The organism is Streptomyces bikiniensis (assembly GCF_000716625.1).
In the GTDB taxonomy this organism is placed as follows: domain Bacteria; phylum Actinomycetota; class Actinomycetes; order Streptomycetales; family Streptomycetaceae; genus Streptomyces; species Streptomyces bikiniensis.
In genome coordinates, this window is the sequence record NZ_JNXJ01000056.1 from 14682 (window position 1) to 32823 (window position 18142).

The following is an 18142-nucleotide window of genomic DNA, read 5'->3' on the forward strand; positions in this document are numbered from 1 at the left end:
CTGAAGGTCGGGACGAGGAGGCGGGACGGGGCCGGTGTGCCCCGTCCCCGCCGGCCCGGGGGTCTCCCGGACCGGCGGGGGCGGAACGGATTCCGGCGGGGGGTCACCCGGCCGGAGGAGGGGGCGCGATCACGCCTCGGGGGCGCCCAGGGGTGCGGGCAGGGCGTCCAGTTCGGCGACGTCCTGGTCGGTGAGGTCCAGCGCCGCGGCACCGGCGTTCTGGACGAGGTAGCGCTCGGTCTTGGTGCCGGGGATCGGGACGACGTGCTCGCCCTTGGTGAGGAGCCAGGCCAGCGCCACCTGCGCCGGGGTGGCCTCGTGCCGGTCGGCGACGGCGCGCACGGCGTCGACGATCGCCTTGTTGTGGGCGAAGGCCTCCTCGGTGAAGCGCGGCTGGGTGCTGCGCCAGTCGTCCTTGGGCAGGTCGGCCGGGTTGGTGAAGGCGCCGGTGAGCAGACCGCGGCCCAGCGGCGAGAAGGGCAGGAAGGCGATGCCGTTCTCCACGGTGTACGGCAGGACGTCGGCGAAGGCGTCCCGGGTGAAGAGCGAGGCCTCGGACTCGACGGCGGCCACCTCGTGCACGGCCTGCGCGGCGCGCACCTGCTCCAGGGTGACGGCGGAGAGGCCGAGCGACCGGATCTTGCCCTGGCGGACGAGCTCGGCGAGGGCGCCCCAGCTCTCCTCCAGCGGAACCCGCGGGTCCACGCGGTGCAGGAAGTAGAGGTCGATGCGGTCGGTGCCCAGGCGGCTCAGGCTGGCCTCGACCGCGGCGGTGAGGTGCTCGGGGCGTCCGTCGAGGCCGAGGCCGTCCTCGCCGACGACGAGGCCGCCCTTGGTGGACAGGACCACCTCGTCGCGACGGCCCTTGAGGGCCCGTCCGACGAGGTTCTCGTTGGTGAAGGGGCCGTAGACGTCGGCCGTGTCGATCAGGTTGACGCCGAGGTCGAGGGCGCGGTGGATCACCGCGACGGAGGCGTCGTCGTCCCAGCCGTGCGGGTCGTAGCCGAAGGACATGCCCATGGTGCCGAGGCCGATGCGGCCGACTACGGGCCCGTTGGTGCCGAGGGTGGTGGTGCGCATGAGGGTTCTCTCCTTGGAACGGATTGCGGAAGGGGGGAAAGTGGTCGAAGGGGTCGAAGGGGCCGGCGGGGCCGGCGGTTCCGTGGGGGGAGGGAGCGGCGCGGTGGCCGTCAGAGGCGGACCGACTGCCGGTGCTGGAAGACGTTCCTCGGGTCCCAGTCGCGCTTGACCTGCTGGAGCCGGGCGTAGTTGCCCTTCCAGTACAGGTCGTGCCAGGGGACCCCGGAGGTGTTGAAGGCCGGGTCGGAGAGGTCGCCGTCGGGGTAGTTGATGTAGCAGCCGTCGGTGACGCCGTTGGGCACCGGGACGCCGCCGGTGTCGGCGTAGACGTCGCGGAAGGCGTTGCGCACCCAGGCGATGTTCCGGGCGTCGTCCCTGGTGTCGTACCAGAGGCTCTCGAAGTTGGTCTTCATGATCGCGTCGCGCTGGGCGACCGCCGTGGCGTTCGGCGGGACGGACGCGATCCGGCCGCCCGACGCGGAGAGCACGATCCCGGTGAGGGCGCTCGGCCCGTCGGTGCTCGTGAGGTTCCGGTACATGGCGTCGATCTGCCGCTGGGGCGTCACCGTGCGCAGGTGGGACGACTTGTGGATGCTGCGGGTGGTCGGGTCGAGCTGGGTGGGGGAGATGGAGCCGATGTAGCGGGTGCCGCGCAGCCACGGCAGCAGCCTCGTCGTGGTGTACGCGGAGTCGACCACGCCCGAGGAGCGCCGGGTCGTCGAGCTCAGGCCCAGCGCCAGGTCCATGCCGGCGAGGAAGTCCGACAGGACGGCCGGGGCGTCCGGGAGCGAGGCGTCGAGCTGGACGACGGCGCCCAGCGCACCGCTGTCGCGGTGGTTGAGCAGCAGCCACGAGTAGAGCGAACCGCCCGTGGTGCCCGCCGTGTTGTTCTGCTCCAGCCACCGGCCCCAGTAGGTGACCAGGCGGCCGAAGCCGTCCTGCGTGACCTTCTCCCAGGGCCAGTTCGCCAGGGTCAGGAAGACCTGCGAAGGCGCCTTGGGCAGCAGGTTCTCCGGGGCCCCGGTGGCGCCCGGGGTGCGGAACCAGAACTTGGTGACGATGCCGAAGCTGCCGCCGCCACCGCCGGTGTGCGCCCAGAACAGGTCGCGCAGGCGGGCGTCGGCGGAGTCCCGGGCGGCGACCACGCTGCGGACCGTGCCGTTCGCGGCGACCACCACGACCTCCACGGCGTGCAGGTGGTCGACGGTCAGGCCGTACTGGCGGGAGAGGTTGCCGAACCCGCCGCCGGTGATGTGGCCGCCGACGCCGACGCTGTGGCATATGCCGCCGGGTATGGTCACGCCCCAGCCCTCGTACAGGGCCTCGTACACGTCGAGGAGGGTGGCGCCGCCGCCGACGGCGAAGGCGTTCATCGCCGGGTCGAAGGCGACCTGGTTCATCAGCGACAGCTTGAGGTTGATCCTGACGTCGGCGTTGAAGACGAAGTCCTCGAAGCAGTGCCCGCCGCTGGTCACCGAGAGCCGCTTGCCGGTGGAGACGGCCTCGCGGACCGCGGCGACGACCTCGGCCGTCGTCCTCGGCAGCACGATCTTGTCCGGCCGGGCCTGCCAGCGCTGGTTCATGCCCGAGGTGAGGTCGGGGTAGCGGGGGTCGGCCGGAAGCACCGTGACGGCGGTCGACCGCGCGCCGGCCGGGTCCTCCGGCACGGCGCCCCCGCCGTCGTCGGCACGCGCGCCGGGGGCCCCTGCGAGACCGCCGGCGGCGGTGGCGAGGGCGATTCCCGATCCCGTGCCCACGAACCTGCGGCGCTTCATTTCATTCGTCATCTTCGTCGTTTCCTGGTCTTCGGTTTCATTGGGGAAGAAGTCCAGCCCATGAATGCAGAAACGGGGGCGCATCGAAGGCGGTCGCACTCGGCCGATTCCGCCGCGGTGAAAGCTTTCCGGCTCCGCGGCGACGCATGCATTCCAACAGGAGCGGGCGCGCCGGCACCAACCCCCGGAATCCACTTCGGCATGTCGGCGCACTTCGGTAACTACGCCTTGCCCGGGGGGCCGCGGGGCCGCATCGTCGGCCCTGCCCGGGCATCCGCACGGGCGACGGCACGGGGCCCGCCGGAGGCGGACCCCCGGCGGACGGAGTGACGTTGAGCAGGATCCCCGGAGCACGCGCGGTGCACCACATCGCCTACACCGTGCCCGACCTCGACCAGGCGGTGGAGTTCTTCACCGAGGTCATCGGCGCCGAACTGGCCTACCGGCTCGGCCCGGTGGAGGACCCCGAGGGCACCTGGATGACCGAGAAGCTCGCCGTGCACCCGCGCGCCTCGGCGAAGATCGCCATGCTGCGCCTGGGCCCGGTGACCAACCTCGAACTCTTCGAGTACGACTCCCCCGACCAGGACCGCACCCGGCCCCGCAACAGCGACTGGGGCGGGCACCACTTCGCCCTCTACGTGGACGACGTCGACAAGGCCGCCGCGTATCTGCGCGAACAGCCCGGCGTGACCCTCCTAGGCGAGCCGGAGACCATCGAGGACGGTCCGATCGCCGGAGACCGCTGGGTGTACTTCACGACCCCGTGGGGCCTTTCCATGGAACTCATCAACATGCCGGCCGGAATGCCGTTCGAGCAGACCACCGACACCCGCCTCTTCCTCCCCGAAGGTGAATGGAACTGATGCAGGAGACGAACGGGACGGTCGACGAGACCGTCAACAGCAACGCCTTCAACCGGGGCGTCATCGAGGAATTCCGGGCCAACGGCGGCCGGGTGGAGAGCTTCGGTTCCGTTCCCCTGCTGCTGCTCAGCACCAGGGGCCGGGTCAGCGGTCTGACCCGCACCACGCCCCTCGTCCACCTGGTCCGGGACGGCCGCCACGTCGTCTTCGCCGCGAACGGCGGGGCGCCCGTGGCGCCCGGCTGGTACCGCAACCTCATGGCGGCCGGCGAGGGCGTGGTGGAGGTCGGCACGCGGCGCCTGACCGTACGGCCCGAGCCGGTGCCGGAGTCGGAGCACGAGGAGCTGTGGCGCCTGCAGACGGAGCAGGACCCGAACTTCGCCACGTTCCGCGCCAGGACGGACCGGACCATCCCCGTCGTCGCCCTGGTCCCCGTGGACGACACCGACTGACCCGTCCCGGAACGAACCCCACAAAGGCCCCACGGCCGGCGGACGGCACGGCCCGGGGCCGCCGGGCGCCCCCACCACGAAGGAGCAACGCATGACCACGCCCGACCCCACCGAGGAGTTCCGGGCCGCACGGGACTTCCTGCTCGCCCACCGGGAGGACTACGAGACGGCGTACGCGGGCTTCCGCTGGCCCCGTCCGGAGCGGTTCAACTGGGCCCTGGACTGGTTCGACGCGATCGCCCGCGGCAACGACCGCACGGCCCTGCGGATCGCGGAGGAGGACGGCACCCACCACCGGTACTCCTTCGCGGAACTCGCCCGCCGCTCGGACCAGGTCGCGAACTGGCTGCGCGCGCGGGGCGTCCGCGCGGGCGACCGCGTCCTGGTCATGCTCGGCAACCAGAAGGAGCTGTGGGAGACGGCGCTGGCCGCGATGAAGCTGCGCGCCGTGCTCGTCCCGGCGACGCCGCTCCTGAACGCGGTCGAGCTGGCGGACCGCGTCGGGCGCGGCGCGGTCCGCCACGTCGTCGCCCGGGCGGAGGACCACGCCAGGTTCGCCGCGGTGCCCGGCGGCTTCACCCGCGTCGCGGTCGGCCGGCCGGCGCACGCCCCGCTCCCCGGCTGGCTGGACTACGAGGACTCCCTGACGGCCCCGGAGGAGTACGCGCCCGACGGCCCGACCCTCGCCGACGACCCGCTGCTGCTCTACTTCACCTCCGGCACGACCTCCCGGCCGAAGCTGGTCCGCCACACCCACGCCTCGTACCCGGTGGGTCACCTGTCCACCATGTACTGGATCGGGCTGAAGCCCGGCGACGTGCACCTGAACATCTCCTCGCCCGGCTGGGCCAAGCACGCCTGGTCCAGCCTCTTCGCCCCGTGGAACGCCGAGGCGACCGTCTTCGTGCACAACTACACGCGCTTCGACGCGGGCCGTCTGATGGCGGAGATGGACCGCGCGGGCGTGACCACGTTCTGCGCGCCGCCGACCGTGTGGCGCATGCTCGTCCAGGCCGACCTGGGCCGGCTGCGCACCCCGCCGAGGGAGGCGGTGGCGGCTGGCGAACCCCTGAACCCCGAGGTCGTCGAGACGGTGCGGCGGGCGTGGGGGGTGACCGTGCGGGACGGCTTCGGGCAGACGGAGACGACCGTCCAGATCGCGAACACCCCCGGCTCGGCGGTCACGCCCGGCTCGATGGGCCGGCCGAGCCCCGGCTTCACCGTCGCCCTGCTCGACCCGGCCACGGGCCGCCCGGCCGACGAGGGCGAGATCTGCGTCGACCTGTCCGCCGCCCCCGTCGGGGTGATGACGGGGTACGAGGGCGACCCGGACCGCACCGCCGAGGCGACCGCCGGCGGTCACTACCGCACGGGCGACCTGGCGGTGCGCGGCCCCGACGGGCGGTTCACCTACGTCGGCCGCAGGGACGACGTGTTCAAGTCCTCCGACTACAAGATCTCCCCGTTCGAGCTGGAGAGCGCCCTGCTCGCGCACGAGGCCGTGGCGGAGGCCGGCGTGGTGCCCGCGCCGGACGCCCTGCGCCTGTCGGTGCCGAAGGCGTACGTGGTCCTCGCGGAGGGCTGGGAGCCGACCCGGGACACGGCGAAGCTGCTCTTCGCCCACTCCCGGGCGGAGCTCCCCCCGTACAAGAGGGTGCGGCGCATCGAGTTCGCCGAGCTGCCCAGGACGATCTCGGGGAAGATCCGGCGGGTGGAGCTGCGCGCGGCGGCGGAGCGGGGCGGCGGGACCGCCGAGTACCGCGAGGAGGACTGCCTCTGACGTGCGACACGGCCGGTGCGGGGCCGGGACCACGGCGTACGGCCTGGTCCCGGCCCCGCACCGCTGTGCGCGCCCGTACCTACGGAGCGGTCTGCACGGGGGCCTCCCGGAACCGCTCCGACGCCAGGAAGACCCAGGCCAGGGGCAGCGTCGCCGCGCAGACCGCCGCCGCGACGAGCGGCAGCACGGCGAACCCGTACGCCCCCGTGATCCCGCTCGCGAGGGCCGCTCCGACCGCGATGCCGGCGTTCCCCGCCGAGGCGCCGAGCGTCGCCGCGAGGTCGCCGCCGGGCCCGGCGGCACGGATCGTCCGGAGCTGGAGGGCGGGGGCGAGGCCGAAGCCGGCGAGGCCCCAGACCGCGACGCACGCGCCCACGGCCACGGGCCGCCCGCCGAGCGGGAAGAGCGCCACGAGGACCAGGACCAGCACCGCGGTCGCCGCGATCACGGTGGCGCCGGCGGCCCGGTCGGCGAGCCGGCCCCCGAGCGCGGTGCCGGCGGAACCGGCGGCCCCGAAGACGAGCAGGTACAGGCCGACGGCACCGCCCGGGACCCCGACGACCTCCTGGAGGTACCCGCTCAGCTGGGTGAACGCGGTGAACAGGCCGCAGAAGACGAGCACGGCGATCGCGAGGAGCCCCGCCACCGGCGCCTTCGCGACGTGCCGGAACTGCGCGCGGAGCGCCTGCCGCCCGCCGGCGGCGGACGCCGGCACCGCCGCCCACGTCAGCAGCAGCGCCGCGCAGGCGAGGGCGGCGATCCCGGCGAAGGCGTACTGCCAGGGCAGGACCCGGCCGACGAAGGCCGCCAGCGGCACGCCCAGGAGGTTGGCCGCGGCGATCCCGCCGAAGACCACGGCCACGGCCCGGCCCCTGCGCTCCGCCGGGACCAGCGCGGCGGCCGTCGCGGAGGCGGCGCCGACGAACAGGCCGTGGACGGAGCCCGCGAGCACGCGCACCGCGACGACAGCGGCGAAGTCCGCCCAGAGGGCCGCGACGACGTTGGCCAGGGCGTAGCCGCCGAGCGCGACGGCCAGCAGGAGCCGGCGGGGCAGCCGGAGCGTCACCGCCGTCAGGAGCGGCCCGCCCAGGCACACGCCGATCGCGTACGCGGTGACCAGGAGGCCCGCCGTGGCGGTGCTGACGCGGAGGCTCCCGGCCATCCGGTCGAGGACGCCGATCACGGCGAACTCGGCGGTCCCCACCACGAACGCGCTCAGCCCGAGGACGGCGAGGGCGCGCCCGCTCCGGGCCGGGGGGCCCGGCGGGGAGGGGTCGGGCGCACCACCGCCCGGCCCGGTCGAGGTCTCGGACACGGCTCCGGTCACGGATGCGGTCGTGGATACGGCTCCGGTCGCGGACGCGGTCACGGATGCGTCTTCGGACACGGACGCGAATGTGGCTCCGGTCGCGGATACGGCTCCGGTCGCGGACGCGGTCGTGGATACGTCCTCGGACGCGGACGCGGATGTGGCTCCGGACGCGGATGTGGCTCCGGACGCGGATGTGGCTCCGGACGCGGTCGCGGTCGTGGATACGTCCTCGGACGCGGACGCGGTTCCGTGCATCGTGTCTCCTCCGGGTTTCCCCGCCGGCCGTCGGGCACGGCGTCTCTGCCGGTCAGCACACCAGCGCCGTGCCCGGCTGTCGCCGCCGACTGCCGCAAGTCGCGCCGGGTTTCCCGACGGCCGGGGGGAGGAGGACGAGGAACGACCAAGGACCCGGAGGTCCGTCAGACGGCGGTCGCTCCCCCGTCGACCGGCATCGCGGCCCCGGTCACGTACGAGGCGCCGTCCCCGCACAACCACAGCGCGGCAGCGGCCACTTCGGAGGGCGCGGCCATGCGCTTCTGTACGGAGTCGTCCGCGAACCGCTGCTCGAGCCCGGCGTCCTGCGCCAGCACCTCCTCCATCATCTCGGTGCGCGTGGCGCCCACGACCAGGGCGTTGACCCGGATGCCCGCGGTGCCGTAGTCGGCCGCCGCGGCCCGGGTCATGCCGAGGACGGCGTGCTTGGCGGCCACGTACGCGGCGCTGGCTCCCGTGGCGCGGGTGGCGGCGACGCTGGCCGTGTTGACGATGGACCCGCCGGAGTCCTGCCCCAGCATCACGGGGATCTGGTGGCGCATGCAGTTCCAGACGCCCGTCACGTTCACGTCCATGGTCCGCCGGAAGACGTCGTCGTCGATCTCGTGCAGCGGGAGGCCCGCCGAGGCGTAACCGGCGTTGTTGAAGGCGTGGTCCAGCCGCCCGTACGCCTCCACGGCGGCTTCGACGGCCTCGCGCATCCGGCCGGCGTCGGTGACGTCGCCCTCGACCGCGAGGGCGCGCCCGCCGGAGTCCTCGATCTTCCGGACGAGGGCGCGCAGCCGCTCGCCGCGCCGCGCGACCAGGACGACGGCCGCGCCCTCGTCGGCGAACGCGTGGGCGGCCGCCTCGCCGATGCCGCTGGACGCTCCGGTGATCATGGCCACTCGGCCGGCCATCGGTCGCTGGTCGTTCATGCCGCTCCTCGCGGGCTCGTATCGGCTGGTCGCACAACTCGCTCACTCGTCACGGTCGTTCACGCTCCGGCCGGAACGGCGTCGCTCCACACCGTGCCGTGCAGCGCCTCGGCGTCGACGGCTCGGACCAGGGTCTCGTCGATCTCCGCGAGGGAGTCCACGAGGTGCCGCACGCCGGCCGCGCGCATCAACTGCCGCTGGAAGCTGTGCACGAAGGTGCTGGGGTGGCCGATGAAGGGGACGTCGAGGTCCCGGGCGGCCTCGGCCACGCGGGCCACGTCGTCGACGAAGAGCGCCTCCCCGTGTTCGAGGCCGAAGACCTCGGTGGTGATCTCGTGGATCCCGGGGCGGAAGTCGTTGGTGCACACGTAGCGGGGTCCGTCGAACAGGTCCGCCCACTCCCCGAGGAACCGGTCGAAGTGCGGGGCGGGAAGCCCTCCGTAGCAGACGGTCCGCAGGCCGAGCGCCCGCAGCCGCCGTACGAGGTCGATCGCGCCGTCCATGACGGCGACCGGGTGGTCGACGAGGTAGGCGTCGCGCTCGGCGAAGTAGGCGGCGAGGGCCTCCTCCCCGCTGAGGGACTGCGGCACGGCGGCGGCCATGTTGCGGCCGGCCACGTGCTGGGGCTGCGAGAACACCGCGCGCTCGGTCTCGGCGGTGTAGGTGCCGCCCCGCCCGACGACGAAGGCGTGGATCACGGGGCTGAAGGTGTCGTTGAGCAGGACGCCGTCGATGTTGAGGGCGGCCAGCCGAAGTCGGCCGAGGCTGTGGCGCATGGGTCCTCCCAGGGACGAACGGGCACGTGAACACGGCATGGTGGTGCGCGACGGCGGCATCCTCGGCGCCGGTGAAACGAAAGGGGCGGTACGGAACCGGTGGTAAGGGACGGGTGGTACGGAACCGGCCGTACGGAACCGGTGGTACGGGTCGGGGCACGGCCCCGGGGCGTCAGCCGACGAGGCTCCTCAGCCGCTCGTGGCTGACCTCGGTGCGGGAGACGATCGCGGGCACGGCGACCCCGGGCAGCAGCAGGCGCCACATCCGGATGGTGCGGTCGGTCAGGTCCTTCCTGCCGCTGGCCACGGCGGAGAACATCTGCATGCCCGTACACGCCTCGGTGACGAACTCGCCCAGCTCCTCGGGCGACACCCCCGCCTGCAGCTCCCCCCTGTCCTGCGCCGCGCGCAGGCAGTCGGCCATGATGCCCGCCCAGGCCTGGTAGGGCGTCGCGTCGGAGGTGCCGAAGCTGGCCTGCTCCCCCGTCAGCCGGACGCCGGCCCGCAGGAGCGGGTCGACCTGGAGCAGGTGCGACCAGGACAGGGTGATGTCCACCAGCCGCTGGAGCCCCTCGGACCGCAGCCCGGGGACGATGGTGTCGGGCTGCGCGTTCATCACCGCGCGCGCCAGGCCCTCCTTGGAGTCGAAGTGGAAGTACAGGGCGCCCGTGGTGAGTCCGGCCCGCTTCAGGATCAGGTTGACGCTCGCACCGGCGTAGCCGAGCTCGTCGAAGGTCTCGGCCGCCGCGCGGAGGATCGCCTCACGCGTCTGAACAGCCCGCTCCTGCTTGGGACCTGCCACGACCTCACACCCTCCAGAAAAACGGAACGACTCTTATGTTACCGAGCCGAAGCACGCCGTTGACAACCCCCATCCGACGCCCGCCATCACCCCACACCCCTCCCCACCAGCAAAAATCCACCCGAATCACCCTTCAAACCCACCGGTTTGCCGAATCTTTACTTTCAAAAAAAGAGAGCACTCTTTAGGTTTATCGCGGAACGGGCGGGGGGCTACCGGTTCCGCCACCCACCCCTGTCCGGACCGTCTTCGTTTTCGACGTACGAGACGTACCAGGGGGACAGCATGCTCACGAGCACACCGCCGAGGACGCGCGAACCGCAGCCTCGAAGCCGACCGGTGTCGGCGGCCGAGGTGCACAAGACGGACGTGGACGAACTGCTCCTCACCGGCCGGCGTCCGATCGGAGCCGACCGGTTCGAGGTCTCCGCGCGGTGGCCCGCGGACCACCGCTTCTACGGCGGGGCGCGCGGCTCCCGCGACCCGCTGCTGCTGATCGAGTGCGTGCGCCAGACGATCCCGATGCTCTGCCACACCGCGTACGACGTGCCGTTCGGTTTCCGGCAGGCCTGGGAGGACCTGCACTTCCGCTTCCAGCCGTCGGCGCTCCGGGCCGCCGGCGCCCCGTCCGCGATCGAGCTGGACGTCACCTGCACCGACGTCGTACGCCGCGGCTCCCGCCTCGCGGGCATGACCATGGACGTCCGGGCATCCCTGGGCGGCGCCACCGTCGCCCACGTGCGGACCCGGTTCTCCAACCAGTCCCCGGCGGTCTACCGGCGGCTGCGCGGCCCGTACGCGGACCTGACCGCGGCCCACGCCCGCGCCCTGCCGCCGGGCCGCCCGATCGATCCCCGCCTCGTCGGCCGCGAGCGGTCCGAGGACGTCGTCCTGTCCTCCGCCGGCGCACCGGGCCACTGGTACCTGCGGTCGGACCTCGGGCACCCGGTGCTCTTCGACCATCCCGTCGACCACGCCCCGGGCATGCTGCTCCTCGAAGCGGCACGCCAGGCGGCCCTGACCCGGTCCCCGCAACCGGCCACCGTGGTGGCGATGAAGACCCTCTTCATCCGCTACGCCGAGTTCGACACCCCGTGCCTCGTCAAGGCCACGCCCCTCACGGCGAGTCCGGGAACCCCGGAGGGCACCCGGGTCACCCTGATCTCGATGGAACAGAACGGCGGCTCCGTCTTCGGCGCCGAAGTGACCACCCACCCCCTCCCGCCCGCCTGAGACCCACCGCACCCGTGGTTCCCACGGCCCCCGTCCGCCACGCCGTCAGCGGTCGGCCGGCCCTCCGGTCCCCCGCGCCCGCTCCGCCCGCTCCGACGGGCGGGGCGGGCGCGGCAGGCGACCACCGGTGGCGGCGCTCGCCCGACGACGCCTCCACAGTCCCGCGAGCCGTCCCGGGGGACGCGGCCCCCGGCCGGACGCCCATCCGCTACCCTGTTCCCTGGTCGGCCGTCGACACGGCTCCTGCGGGCGGCGATGCCACTCGGCGAGATCCGTTTCGCGTCCGACCACCGGGCCCGGCCTCCTCGCCGAAGATCCGTCCCTGGATCTCCTCCGAGGTCCCGCCGAGCCCCCGCCTTCGTAGCTCAGGGGATAGAGCACCGCTCTCCTAAAGCGGGTGTCGCAGGTTCGAATCCTGCCGGGGGCACTAGACGTATGGCCCTGACCTGGGGTTTCTCCCCAGGGAAGGGGCCTACTCGGCCCCGGACGTCCCGTCCGGGGCCGTTTGCGTGTGCGCTGCGTGAGCGGACGGGTCGGCAGCCCCCGAAATAACCCCCAACCGATCAGCACCATCCGGCACATCGCGAGGGGCGCGTGCACGCGGGACGAGACGGGCCGCAGCCTCGGCAATCGCAAGATCCGCTTCGGGAAGCAGGCTCGTGTACGTGTCCGCCGTGATGGTGATCGAGGAGTGGCCGAGCATCTCCTGGATGTCCTTCAGGTCGGCGCCGGCCGCGTGGGCGAGGGTCGCCGCGCCGTGGCGCAGGTCGTGGAGCCGGACCGGCGGGAGGCCGATCTCCTCGCACAGCTCGATGAAGCGGCGGGTGACGTTGGCGGGGTGGAGCAGTTCCCCGTTCTCCCGCGTGAAGACACGGCCGGTCTCCACCCAGGCGGTCCCCCACTTCTCACGCTCCTCGCCCTGCCGAGCGCGGTGCCGGCGCAGGACCTCGACCGTGTCCGCGTCCAGGGCGATGGTGCGCGCACCCGCGTCGGTCTTGGGGTCGTCCTCGTAGACCTCCCAGCCGTCGACGACGAGCTGCTTGGCGACGGTGATGAGACCCGCGTCCAGGTGGGTGTCGGTCCATTTCTGCCCGCACGCCTCCCCACGCCGGAGCCCGCGGAACGCGATGAGGTGGAACAGGGCGTACAGACGGTCGTCCGCCGCGTGGTCGAGGAAGAGGCCGGTATGCTCCGGCGTCCAAACCATGACGGACGAGGACTTCTCGCCGGTGCGCTGCCAGTGCAGGACCCGTTCCTCGGTCCACACGAGCGCCTTGGGCCGCTTGCCTGCTTCCAGTTCGACGTGAGCGGCCGGATTGAAGGTGATCAACTGCTGCGCGATCGCGGAGTTCAGAGCGGCGCGCAGGGTGGATCGGACGCGCTGGCGCGTCGCCGGCCCGACGATGCGGCGGTACGGCTCCATGTCGGCGATGGCCGCCTTCATCGCCTTACGCCGAGCGCGCGGCTCGCGCCCTTCCACGGGATACGGGCCAGGTCCTCGAACGCCTTGCGCCGGGCGGCGTTGCCCTCGGCGATCTCGACGTTGCCCTCCGCGATGGCCTCGAACATCTCCGAGAGATGAGAGACGCGAAGGCGGTCGAGTCGCAGGTGACCGATGCGCGGCTTGAGGTGGACGCGGATGTTGCTCTCGTCGCGGCTGATGGCGCTCTGCCGCCCCTTCTTGCCGGCCAGCCACATGTCCAGCCACTCACCGACGGTGAGCCTGCTGATCAGGTCCAGGCCGTGGCTGAGGCGGCGCCGGGTCGACTCGATGTTCGGCAGCGGCGCCTTCTCGGCGGCCACGGTCTCCAGAAGCTCGGCGATCCGGGCCAGGGCCTCGGCATCGTCGGACTCGGCGAGCCCCAGGAGGGCCCGCACGTGGTCGAGATCGGCCTGAGCCTCCTTGAGGGTCTCGTAGCCGGCGCGGCTGAAGGAGCGGCGGGTGCCGTCCTCACGAGGGGGAAGCTCCTGGCGTATGGAGTAGGAGCCGTGCTTGCGGCTGGAGAGCTTGGGGCAGCTCTTGCCGAGCGGCTTGCCGGTCTTCGGGTCACGGCAGTAGCAACGGCGGTGGGTGGAGCCCTTCAAAGGCGTTCCTCCGGGGTGGTGTTGGGATCTGTGTCGGGTGGGTCGACATCACCCAGTGCGGGTGGCAGGTCTGGCGGGGTGGCTCCCTCGTCTCGGATGTCCCGGCGGAGGTGCCGGAGGTTGTACTTGGCGGAGATGGCCTGGTCGGCGTATTCGGCCCGCCTGCGTTCGGCTTCTTCCTGCTGGGCGCGGCTGGTGGCCGTCTTGGCGGCGAACCGTGCCCGTTCTTCCTCTTCGAGCGCGGCGAGCGCGGTGCGCGTGAGTCTGGCGTGAAGCTCGAAGTCGGGGACCATGCCCGCGTCGCGTTCGGGCACCTCCTGTTCGCCGGTGAAGCGCCGTAGGGCATCCCAGGTGGGGACGAGCCTCTGGAACGGGAGCTCCTGGGTCTGATCGACGTACCCGACCGGGAAGATCAGGCAGACCGGGTACGTCTCCAGGGCTGCGGCCAGCACGATGACGTCCACCAGCGGCAGGGTGGCCCGGCGTCCGGACTCCATGTTGGCGATCACATTGCGCGGGATCGGGTGCCCGAGCTGCTCGCACTGGTCGGCGAGGTCCTGTGCGCTCCATCCCATCTCCTTTCTCCGTCGCCGGACCTCGCCGGCCACGTTGGCCTTGATCCGGTCCACCCACTCGGGGAAGTCGTCGTCCTCTTCATCATCGAAACCACGTTGTGTCATGCAGACACAGTAGCTCGCTCATGATGGTTCCTAGCCGCCTGGAGCCGGACATGTTGGGCATGTTCGCCGAGGGCTGTGACGAAAGGAGCGCCGCGTGCGCGATGAGGTGACGGCCGAGCAGGCGAAGGGCATGACTCGCGAGGAACTGCTGGCCCTTCCTGTTGCCGTTGACCTGGACACGGGCAACCGTGCACTGGGCCTCGGGCGGAGCAAGGGTTACGAGCTGGCCAAGCGGGGCGAGTACCCGTGCAAGGTCCTGCGCCTGGGCAAGGCGTACCGCGTGGTGACCGCAGATCTGCTCAATCTGCTGGGGCTGGCCGCGTGAGGGCGAAGCAACATAGCAGGTGGTTCTGCGCTGAGCTGACACAGATGCGCTGGACTGTGGCCAGGCGTGGACGTACTGTCCGTGTTCCCTCGCGGTGGCCTGCTGCCCGCGAGAAGGGAATGGGCCCCCGGCGGTGCGACGCCGGAGGCCCGAGCAACCCCGAACGGCCCTGGAAGAACCAACCCGGCGGCAAGGGCGTGCGAGCCCGCCACCGCCAGACGAGGAGCTGCCCTGTGGAACACCCCGAACCCCAGCCCTATTCCAACCCCGACAAGCCCGTGTGGCCGCCGGTCCCCGTCCCTGGCAAGCCCGGCGAGTACATCGGTCAGGCTTCTGCCGCCGACGGCGTCGAAGGCGCCGTGGCGGACGAGCCTGCCGAGGAGACGGAACCGGACCCTGAGCCGACCGCAGGATCGTCCCTGCTGGACGAACTGCGTCGGCAGATAGCGAAGTTCGTGATCCTGCCCTCGGAGCAGGCGCTCGACGCGGTCACCTTGTGGGTGGCGGCGACGCATCTGCAGCCCGCGTGGCAGCATGCCCCGCGCCTGGCGGTGGTGGGCCCGGCGAAGCGGTGCGGCAAGTCGCGGCTGCTTGACGTGCTGACCGAGACGGTCCACGAGCCGATGCTCACCATCAACACCACGCCGGCGGCGGTCTTCCGCTCCATCACCGAGGAACCGCCCACGCTCCTCGTGGACGAGGCGGACACGATCTTCGGCACGCCGAAGCAGGCCGAGAAGAACGAGGAGATGCGCGGCCTGCTGAACGCCGGCCACCAGCGCAACCGCTACGTGACCCGGGTGGTCGGCAACGACCACACACCCCACCGGTTCGCGACCTTCGCCATGGCGGCCATCGCCGGGATCGGCGACCTGCCTGACACGATCATGGACCGGTCGGTGGTCATCCGCATGCGCCGGCGGGCGGAAGGCGAGACCGTCCGTCCCTTCCGGTCACGTCGGGACATCCCGTCCCTCCACGACCTGCGCAACCGCATCGCCACCTGGGCGAGGCCCCTGCTGGACGAGGCCGCCGACCTCGAACCGACGATGCCGGTCGAGGACCGGGCGGCCGACACCTGGGAACCGCTCGTCATCGTCGCCGACCTCGCGGCCGGGACCTGGCCGAGCCGAGCCCGTACCGCGTGCGAGCAGATGGTCGCCGCCGAGACGGCGGCCGAGGAGGACCACCCCAGCGGGGCCCGCATCCTGGCCGACATCCGGCGCGTCTTCGTCGCCCAGCGCGAGGTCGACAGCCTCTCCACGGAGGAGCTCATCCACCACCTGCGCCAGGACCCGGAGAGCCCATGGGCCGAGTGGGGGCGCAGCGGGCTGAGCCCGCGAGACCTCGGCTCGATGCTCCGGCAGTTCGGCGTCAAGCCCGGAAACGTCCGCATGGTCGACGGAACCCAGCGCAAGGGCTACATGCGCAACAAGTTCCTCGACCCCTGGCGCCGCTACTGCCCGGCCGTCCACCCGGTCGACGCCGCACCCCAGGGCTGACCCCGCCCCGCCCCCGCTGGTTGCCGTCCTTGCCGTCCCTGCCGTGATCGCGCAGGTCAGAAGGCATACGCGTAAGACGGCAACCGGGCCCAAGACGGCAACACGATCACGACCGACCGTGTGGAGCGCGGGACGTCGCCCGCATCCGTCTCGTGCCGTCCCACTCGTACGCGCCGTATCGCCGCAGGTCACCGGTCATGAGGCCAAGACGGAAGGCCGACCCGTGCCGTCCCCACCAGGGCGGCCAAGACGGACACCTACCAGGTCTGCCGTACCGGCCCTCACCTGCGCTTGCAACGGCCAAGACGCCCAAGACGCTTCACACCACCACCCCAAGGAGTACTCCCGCTTGACTCTCCTCTCCCGCCTTCGACAACTACGCCTCCGGCAACCTGGCAGCAGGCCCAGCGAGGTGCAGCCGACGGTGACCGGGCACACTGCCGAGCGGTTCGTGCTCATCGCGGCTGGAGTCGTCATCCTCCTTCTGACGGCCGGAGCGTTCTGGCTCTCCTACGCACACCTGGCCGACGTTGCCGGCCAGCACGGCCTCGGCGGCTCCCCGGCCCGCCGCTGGGCGTGGCCCGCCACCCTCGACGCGTTCATCGTCGCGGGTGAACTGCTCATGCTCCGGGCAAGCCTGCGCCAGGTCACCGACTTGTGGGCCATCGCCGTGACCGCCATCGGGTCGGTCGGATCCATCGCGCTCAACGTGGCGGGCGTGAGCGGAGCGAGCGACGCCCGCGCCGTGCACTGGCTCGACTACGTGGTCGCCGCGGTCCCGCCGACCGCCGCGCTCCTTGCCTTCGGCGTGCTGATGCGACAGATCCACCAGCTCGTCGAGCCGCCTGCTGGCCACCGGAAACCTGCGTCCGTTCCGGAGCCGATGCCCCTGGCCAACGCAGTCGTCCAGTCGGCTCCTCCTGGCGGGGGCAAGGAACACGGCGACGGTCCGGCGGAGCATCCCGACCCCGACCGCCTGGCCGACACCGCAACCCCGCCGGACAGCAAGGGCCCCAGCCCGTCCCCCAAGCCGGCCAGAGCACGGCCTCGGCGTACCGGACGCCCGCAGGACATATCTGATGACGAGATCCGGGCCGTCGCGCGCGAGGTCATGGCCCGTACGGGAACCGCTTCGCCCACCGAGGTCGGCGACGAGATCCGCGTCAACCGCGGCCGCAAGGTCGGCAACGCCCGCGTGAAGAACGTCTGCGACGAGCTGAACGCCCAAAAGGTCGAGCCAGGTGCTGCCGTCGCCGTCGGCAGCAGCACTGGCTGACCCGTCCGGGAATGAGGCCCTTCGGTGGCACCGGAAGTACTTCCGGTGCCACCGAAACCCGGCCGGCCCACATACCGAACCCGCCGGAATCCCACCCCCGCCACCCGGCCACCGTCCGCAGCATCTACTCCTCCACAGCTGTGGACAGCCAACTGCCGGTTGCACGTCGCCCGGCCTTCCCCACCGATCTGCCTACCCCATCTGCCTTCATCCGGAGAACCGCCCATGACACGCCACCGGCACGACGCGCACGATGTCGAAGTCACCGCAGGCGACCTGTCCGTGCCGACGAAGTTGCCTACGCTGAAGGAGCGTTTGCGGCGCACGTTCGGCCGGGCTGCTCCTGGCGGAGCCAGTAGTACCCCGAGTCCGACTCAAGGCCGGTCTTCGGGGATCTCCGCCCCGGGGGTGGCGGAGACGGCCCGACGCCAGGGGGCGCAGGACCGGAAGGGCGGGACCGAGGGCGGCCCCGACCAGGACGAGCTCCACGCCGTCCAGCAGCAGATCCTCAGCCCCGCACCCGCCACCGAACCGACGGTCGGCGAGCGAGCGGTGCAGAGCGTGCAGCCGGCGATCCGCCGTTTCACCGGCACCAAGCGGACCGTCCGCGTCGGCCCGCTGCGGTTCACCGGCGACGAGCACACCGACCTCCAGGAGGCCGCCGCCGAGCACGGCTACAAGGGGGAATCCGGCTTCGCCGCCGACATCGTCCTCGCGTTCGTATCCGGCCGGTTCACCGCGAACCTGCCACTGTCCGAGGACCGCCGCCGCACCCACATGTTCCGCGCCCAGGTGCTGCGCGAGCTCAACCGGATCGGCGTCAACGTCAACCAGATCGCCCGCTCGCTGAACAGCGACCTCACCCCGCCCGACATCCGCCACCGACTCGACGAGCTCCACCGCCTGCTAGAGCTGATCGCCGAGGCCCTGCGCGAACCGACCGACTCCAGGAAGGACCTGGCCGCGTGATCGCCGCCATCAAACCGGCCGGGTCCAACACCCGTGGCC

The 18142-nt window shown here is 72.0% G+C and carries 15 protein-coding genes, 1 tRNA gene and 1 pseudogene; 9 read left to right on the forward strand and 8 right to left on the reverse strand.

The annotated features are described in order from the left end of the window. Positions 1–129 precede the first annotated feature (129 nt). Both OO47_RS30055 and OO47_RS30060 read right to left on the reverse strand, forming a co-directional pair. Complete coding sequence (locus OO47_RS30055; RefSeq protein ID WP_030222211.1) at positions 130–1080, reverse strand: aldo/keto reductase; 951 nt, start codon at positions 1078–1080, stop codon at positions 130–132. Between the two features lie 110 nt (positions 1081–1190). After that, positions 1191–2867, reverse strand: a complete 1677-nt coding sequence (locus OO47_RS30060; RefSeq protein WP_030222213.1) for an FAD-dependent oxidoreductase — start codon at positions 2865–2867, stop codon at positions 1191–1193. 320 nt (positions 2868–3187) lie between these two features. Here OO47_RS30060 and OO47_RS30065 point away from each other — a divergent pair, with 320 nt between their 5' ends. The 3 genes from OO47_RS30065 to OO47_RS30075 all read left to right on the forward strand — a co-directional run bounded on the left by OO47_RS30065 (position 3188) and on the right by OO47_RS30075 (position 5953). Next, positions 3188–3721, forward strand: a complete 534-nt coding sequence (locus OO47_RS30065; RefSeq protein ID WP_030222216.1) for a VOC family protein — start codon at positions 3188–3190, stop codon at positions 3719–3721. Then, the gene (locus tag OO47_RS30070) at positions 3721–4173 is read left to right on the forward strand and encodes a nitroreductase/quinone reductase family protein (protein WP_030222219.1); all 453 of its coding nucleotides are present in this window, start codon (positions 3721–3723) and stop codon (positions 4171–4173) included. The genes OO47_RS30065 and OO47_RS30070 overlap by 1 nt, the downstream gene beginning before the upstream one ends. A 91-nt stretch (positions 4174–4264) precedes the next feature. Continuing rightward, positions 4265–5953 (forward strand): AMP-binding protein, encoded by a 1689-nt coding sequence (locus OO47_RS30075; protein WP_030222222.1) that lies wholly within the window; start codon positions 4265–4267, stop codon positions 5951–5953. Positions 5954–6032: 79 nt separating this feature from the next. On the opposite strand, the gene OO47_RS30080 is transcribed toward OO47_RS30075, so the two are convergent. From OO47_RS30080 to OO47_RS30095, 4 genes are all read right to left on the reverse strand, one after another. After that, complete coding sequence (locus OO47_RS30080; protein WP_051716368.1) at positions 6033–7280, reverse strand: MFS transporter; 1248 nt, start codon at positions 7278–7280, stop codon at positions 6033–6035. A gap of 404 nt (positions 7281–7684) precedes the next feature. Further along, positions 7685–8455 carry an SDR family NAD(P)-dependent oxidoreductase gene (locus OO47_RS30085; RefSeq protein ID WP_030222223.1) on the reverse strand — a complete coding sequence of 257 codons (771 nt, stop codon included), beginning with the start codon at positions 8453–8455 and terminating at the stop codon, positions 7685–7687. A 59-nt stretch (positions 8456–8514) separates the two neighbouring features. Then, entirely contained in the window at positions 8515–9231 is a 717-nt protein-coding gene (locus OO47_RS30090; RefSeq protein ID WP_030222224.1) for a hypothetical protein, read from the reverse strand. A 172-nt stretch (positions 9232–9403) separates the two neighbouring features. Further along, the gene (locus tag OO47_RS30095; protein WP_030222225.1) at positions 9404–10033 is read right to left on the reverse strand and encodes a ScbR family autoregulator-binding transcription factor; all 630 of its coding nucleotides are present in this window, start codon (positions 10031–10033) and stop codon (positions 9404–9406) included. A gap of 285 nt (positions 10034–10318) precedes the next feature. Between OO47_RS30095 and OO47_RS30100 the strand changes: the two genes are divergently transcribed. Both OO47_RS30100 and OO47_RS30105 read left to right on the forward strand, forming a co-directional pair. After that, positions 10319–11266, forward strand: coding sequence for a ScbA/BarX family gamma-butyrolactone biosynthesis protein (locus tag OO47_RS30100; protein WP_078490053.1), 948 nt, complete (start codon positions 10319–10321; stop codon positions 11264–11266). A gap of 354 nt (positions 11267–11620) precedes the next feature. Continuing rightward, positions 11621–11693: transfer RNA gene (locus OO47_RS30105), tRNA-Arg, on the forward strand. 45 nt (positions 11694–11738) lie between these two features. Here the strand turns inward: OO47_RS30105 and OO47_RS33685 are convergent. Both OO47_RS33685 and OO47_RS30115 read right to left on the reverse strand, forming a co-directional pair. Continuing rightward, a pseudogene (locus OO47_RS33685) lies at positions 11739–13351 on the reverse strand (site-specific integrase). Beyond that, the gene (locus OO47_RS30115) at positions 13348–14031 is read right to left on the reverse strand and encodes a helix-turn-helix domain-containing protein (RefSeq protein WP_030222229.1); all 684 of its coding nucleotides are present in this window, start codon (positions 14029–14031) and stop codon (positions 13348–13350) included. The pseudogene OO47_RS33685 and the gene OO47_RS30115 overlap by 4 nt, the downstream one beginning before the upstream one ends. 130 nt (positions 14032–14161) lie before the next feature. On the opposite strand from OO47_RS30115, the gene OO47_RS30120 reads away from it, so the two are divergent. The 4 genes from OO47_RS30120 (at position 14162) to OO47_RS30135 (ending at position 18103) form a co-directional block, all read left to right on the forward strand. Further along, positions 14162–14356 carry a hypothetical protein gene (locus OO47_RS30120; protein WP_106962285.1) on the forward strand — a complete coding sequence of 65 codons (195 nt, stop codon included), beginning with the start codon at positions 14162–14164 and terminating at the stop codon, positions 14354–14356. 233 nt (positions 14357–14589) lie between these two features. Next, a complete protein-coding gene (locus tag OO47_RS30125) occupies positions 14590–15858 on the forward strand; it encodes a DUF3631 domain-containing protein (protein ID WP_030222235.1) in 1269 nt (422 codons plus the stop codon). A gap of 424 nt (positions 15859–16282) precedes the next feature. Then, the gene (locus tag OO47_RS30130; RefSeq protein ID WP_033210787.1) at positions 16283–17134 is read left to right on the forward strand and encodes a DUF2637 domain-containing protein; all 852 of its coding nucleotides are present in this window, start codon (positions 16283–16285) and stop codon (positions 17132–17134) included. Between the two features lie 408 nt (positions 17135–17542). Then, on the forward strand, positions 17543–18103 hold the full coding sequence (locus OO47_RS30135) for a MobC family plasmid mobilization relaxosome protein (protein WP_033210789.1): 561 nt from the start codon (positions 17543–17545) through the stop codon (positions 18101–18103). The last annotated feature ends 39 nt before the right edge of the window (positions 18104–18142 follow it).

Coding starts and splice junctions, on each gene's coding strand:
- OO47_RS30090 (WP_030222224.1), bottom strand. CDS start 9,231: ATGCGCCACAGCCTCGGCCGACTTCGGCTGGCCGCCCTCAACATCGAC.
- OO47_RS30055 (WP_030222211.1), bottom strand. CDS start 1,080: ATGCGCACCACCACCCTCGGCACCAACGGGCCCGTAGTCGGCCGCATC.
- OO47_RS30075 (WP_030222222.1), top strand. CDS start 4,265: ATGACCACGCCCGACCCCACCGAGGAGTTCCGGGCCGCACGGGACTTC.
- OO47_RS30085 (WP_030222223.1), bottom strand. CDS start 8,455: ATGAACGACCAGCGACCGATGGCCGGCCGAGTGGCCATGATCACCGGA.
- OO47_RS30120 (WP_106962285.1), top strand. CDS start 14,162: ATGACTCGCGAGGAACTGCTGGCCCTTCCTGTTGCCGTTGACCTGGAC.
- OO47_RS30060 (WP_030222213.1), bottom strand. CDS start 2,867: ATGACGAATGAAATGAAGCGCCGCAGGTTCGTGGGCACGGGATCGGGA.
- OO47_RS30115 (WP_030222229.1), bottom strand. CDS start 14,031: ATGACACAACGTGGTTTCGATGATGAAGAGGACGACGACTTCCCCGAG.
- OO47_RS30100 (WP_078490053.1), top strand. CDS start 10,319: ATGCTCACGAGCACACCGCCGAGGACGCGCGAACCGCAGCCTCGAAGC.
- OO47_RS30070 (WP_030222219.1), top strand. CDS start 3,721: ATGCAGGAGACGAACGGGACGGTCGACGAGACCGTCAACAGCAACGCC.